This is a genomic window from Paenibacillus sambharensis, from assembly GCF_003233845.1.
In the GTDB taxonomy this organism is placed as follows: Bacteria; Bacillota; Bacilli; order Paenibacillales; family Paenibacillaceae; genus Paenibacillus_I; species Paenibacillus_I sambharensis.
In genome coordinates this window covers 1-3618 of record NZ_QKRB01000039.1, presented here as the reverse complement: position 1 = coordinate 3618, position 3618 = coordinate 1, and the positions used below count along the sequence as shown (strand labels likewise).

The following is a 3618-nucleotide window of genomic DNA, read 5'->3' as shown; positions in this document are numbered from 1 at the left end:
TAAGACCCCTTGAAGACGACGAGGTTGATAGGTTCGGGGTGGAAGCGCAGCAATGCGTGCAGCTGACGAATACTAATCGGTCGAGGGCTTATCCTATTAAGAACAAACAAACCAGCTAAGGTTCTACAACTTCATTCGCATCCGGTTTTCTGGGTGTAACCCATACACGAAGAGCGTCTGTCCGAGATATCGGAGGGGCGCTCTTTTTGCTTTTTAGGACATACTAATTGATGAATATATTCATTCGATGTGGAGGGGTACTGTTTGTTTAAGAGCTGTGAAGATACTCAGATGAGCTTTTATGAAGCTAAGGATTCCTCTTCACCCTTGCTGCCGTTATCGTTTGATGAATGGGAAGCGGAGGCACGCAAGAAACTGGGAGCTGGACCTTTTGGATATGTGCATGGTGGAGCTGGTGGTGGGGAGACCATGGAAGCCAATTTATCTGGTTTCCGCCAGTATCAAATCCGTCCGCGTGTCTGTTCCAATGTATCTAAACGTGATCTTGGCATAGTGCTTTTTGGACAGCAGGCTTCAGTGCCTTTTCTCATGGCGCCCATCGGAGTAAATTCCATTGTTCATCCAGTTGGTGAACTGGGGGCAGCAAGGGCGGCGGCTAACTTAAATGTGCCTTATGTGCTCAGCAATGTGTCCACCCATCGTATGGAGGAAGTAGCGGAAGTGATGGGTCACGCGATGCGGTGGTTTCAGCTTTATCCGCCGAAGAATGAAGAACTGATGCAAAGCTTTTTGCAAAGAGCAGAAAAAGCCGGGTTTACGGCTATCGTGGTTACAGTAGACTCGACCTTGTTGGGGTGGCGTATAACTGACTTGAAGAATCGTTACCTTCCTTTTCTTGAAGGACACGGAATGGGCAATTATTTTTCGGATCCAGTTTTCAGAGATATGCTGAAACAGTCCCCAGAAGATAATAGGAGAGACGCAGTACTTAGAGCATTAGACGAAGGCAATAATACGTGTTTTACATGGAAGACACTGACGAAGGTGAGAGAGAGAACTAAGCTTCCTCTGCTGTTAAAGGGACTAACTCATCCAGAGGATGCGCTGCTTGCCTTGGAGCATGGGGCCGACGGAGTAATTGTATCGAATCATGGAGGCAGGCAGTTGGACGGGGCTATTGGCACTATGGAAGCACTGCCTGAGGTGCTGAAGACGGTTAACGGAAAAGCGCCTGTCCTTCTTGACGGAGGGATAAGACGCGGGGCTGATATCATTAAGGCGCTTGCTTTAGGAGCCACAGCCGTTCAAGTTGGCAGGCCTTACATGTATGCATTAGCAGTGGCGGGTCAAAGCGGGGTTGAATATATGCTGCAAAATCTAATAGCTGAAACCGAGCTGCAGCTAGCCATTTCAGGCAACTCTTCGGTTAAAGACTTGGACTGCAGCCTCCTTAGACAAGTTTAAAATATACAAAAAGACATGGTGCACATGAATTCACAAGCCATGTCTTTTAATCTATATAAAGTTTTAAGGCTTCAAAATCACCTTAATACAGCCCTCTGTTTTTTGGTCAAAATGTTTGTAGGCACTTGGGGCTTCTTCAATAGGAACGCGGTGGGTGATAATGTCTGTTGGATCGAATAAATTATCTTGAACCATTTGGTACAGCTTGGGCATGTAATGAATGACAGGTGCCTGCCCCATATGGAGCGTAATATTACGGGCATATAACTCTCCGAGCGGAAAAGCATTGTATACTAGGCCATAAACCCCAATAAGATGAATAACACCACCCTTGCGGACGCATTGACTGGCAATCCGGAAGGGGCCAAGCGTACCGCCCTGCAGCATCAATGCTGTTTCCACGACTTCAAGTGCTGTCTTCTTCCCATCCATACCTACACAGTCGATGACGACATCTGCCCCGCCATGGGTCATTTCCTTCAAGGTTTCTCCGATATTACGCTCGGCTTCAAAGTTGATGATTTCTACGTTGTTGGTTCGCCGGGCATGCTCGAGCCGATAACTAACATTATCCACCGCAATGACCCGCTTGGCTCCTTTAATCCATGCAAATTTTTGCACAAGAAGTCCAACCGGTCCGCAGCCGAGCACGATCACGGTATCTCCATTTTTTACACCTGCACGTTCAACACCCCAGTAAGCGGTAGGCATAATATCGGACAGAAACACCAGTTTCTCATCCTCAGCCTCACAATCCTCTGGTACTTTAAAAGGGGCGAAATTCCCGAATGGTACACGCAGGTATTGGGCTTGGCCGCCAGGATAACCTCCGAACATATCCGAATAACCCAGATATCCGCCAGTTTCGCCATTGGGATTAGCGTTATCGCACTGGCTCTCGAGTTCGTGTTTACAGTAAAAGCATTGTCCACAAGCGACGTTGAATGGGATAACGACACGGTCCCCTTTCTTCACTTTGGTGACGGCTGGTCCTGTTTCCTCTACAATGCCCATCGGCTCGTGGCCAATGACGTAACCTTTCGACAATCCGGGAATCATGCCGTGGTACAAATGCAGATCAGAACCGCAAACTGCCGAGGACGTAACCCTAACGATGAGGTCATCCGGCTGTATGATGGAAGGTGAGGGTACATCTTCAACTTTAATTTGCTTGATGCCCTGATATGTGACGGCTTTCATGTTATAGGATCACCCGGTCTCCGTTAAAATAACTTCTTCATAATACGTTGCCCATTCGGTGTATAGGGATACATATATCCTGTCCGCCAGCAGTTCCCAGTACTAAAAAGACAAAGCGAGTAAAGGCTATAGGTATAGACATGAACTGAGGAGGATGAATCTTAGAATGTTTAATTTCATTGTAAAATGGCTGTTAAACGGCATCATAGTGGCCCCGCTGCTTATGTTCTACACTGGTATATCCTTTACATCTGCTGCTGTGGCGGCTTCTATTCTGACCGTCATTGCTTATCTGCTCGGTGATCAGGTACTGCTGCGTGCGACGAATAACATTTTTGCAACGGTGTCGGATTTCGCCTTGGTCGTCATTTATCTTGGAATGCTGAGCTACTTCTATAACTGGTACCTGAGCATTGGCGAATTGCTGATTATTTCGGCTCTTGTTGCGGTAGCGGAATGGTTTTATCATCGGTATTTCCTTAGAGATAAGGCCTATAGTGTATAAATAAAAGAAAAGTCCGGTCCAGCTCTTAAGTGGGCGACCGGCTTTTATTAATTCGAATGAATTTTGGGACAGATAAATTAACCAGTTGCTTAAGTGAATGCGCCGTGTTATTCTATGAATCCGGCCGCAAGAGAAGGCTAATGAGTGGATAGGATGCGGGAGTTTGGAACGGCTGAATAAGCTGGTCACGAACGAGTGGGGAAAATAAACACTTGCACATCATCTGCGAAATATGATATATTCTAATTCCGGTCGCGAGAGCGGCAGGGACAAGCAAGACGGAGCCAATATCGCAAGATGAATGCTTCCGTAATTGTTCTTTGAAAACTGAACAACGAGCGAACTGCCCTGTCATTCCTATAATGGGATGATGGATAAGCAATACAGAATGAGCAAGTCAACTTTCATCATCTGTGCACATTCGACATCGACCTTCGGTCGAAATCGAAAGTCACTTTAATGGAGAGTTTGATCCTGGCTCAGGACGA

At 46.7% G+C, this 3618-nt stretch carries 3 protein-coding genes and 1 rRNA gene; 3 read left to right on the top strand and 1 reads right to left on the bottom strand.

Annotation, left to right across the window (positions count from 1 at the left end):
• A 23S ribosomal RNA gene (locus DNH61_RS08230) occupies positions 1 to 96 on the top strand; the annotation flags it as partial.
• Between the two features lie 168 nt (positions 97 to 264).
• The gene (locus tag DNH61_RS08225) at positions 265 to 1425 is read left to right on the top strand and encodes an alpha-hydroxy-acid oxidizing protein (RefSeq protein WP_245948040.1); all 1161 of its coding nucleotides are present in this window, start codon (positions 265 to 267) and stop codon (positions 1423 to 1425) included.
• Between the two features lie 63 nt (positions 1426 to 1488).
• On the opposite strand, the gene DNH61_RS08220 is transcribed toward DNH61_RS08225, so the two are convergent.
• Positions 1489 to 2625, bottom strand: a complete 1137-nt coding sequence (locus DNH61_RS08220) for a zinc-dependent alcohol dehydrogenase (RefSeq protein WP_111146185.1) — start codon at positions 2623 to 2625, stop codon at positions 1489 to 1491.
• Between the two features lie 166 nt (positions 2626 to 2791).
• Here DNH61_RS08220 and DNH61_RS08215 point away from each other — a divergent pair, with 166 nt between their 5' ends.
• Positions 2792 to 3130, top strand: coding sequence for a DUF2512 family protein (locus DNH61_RS08215; protein ID WP_111146184.1), 339 nt, complete (start codon positions 2792 to 2794; stop codon positions 3128 to 3130).
• Positions 3131 to 3618 lie beyond the last annotated feature (488 nt).

Bases quoted from the DNA above. Each gene is read 5' to 3' on its own strand.
- DNH61_RS08220 (WP_111146185.1), bottom strand. From the start codon at position 2,625: ATGAAAGCCGTCACATATCAGGGCATCAAGCAAATTAAAGTTGAAGAT.
- DNH61_RS08215 (WP_111146184.1), top strand. From the start codon at position 2,792: ATGTTTAATTTCATTGTAAAATGGCTGTTAAACGGCATCATAGTGGCC.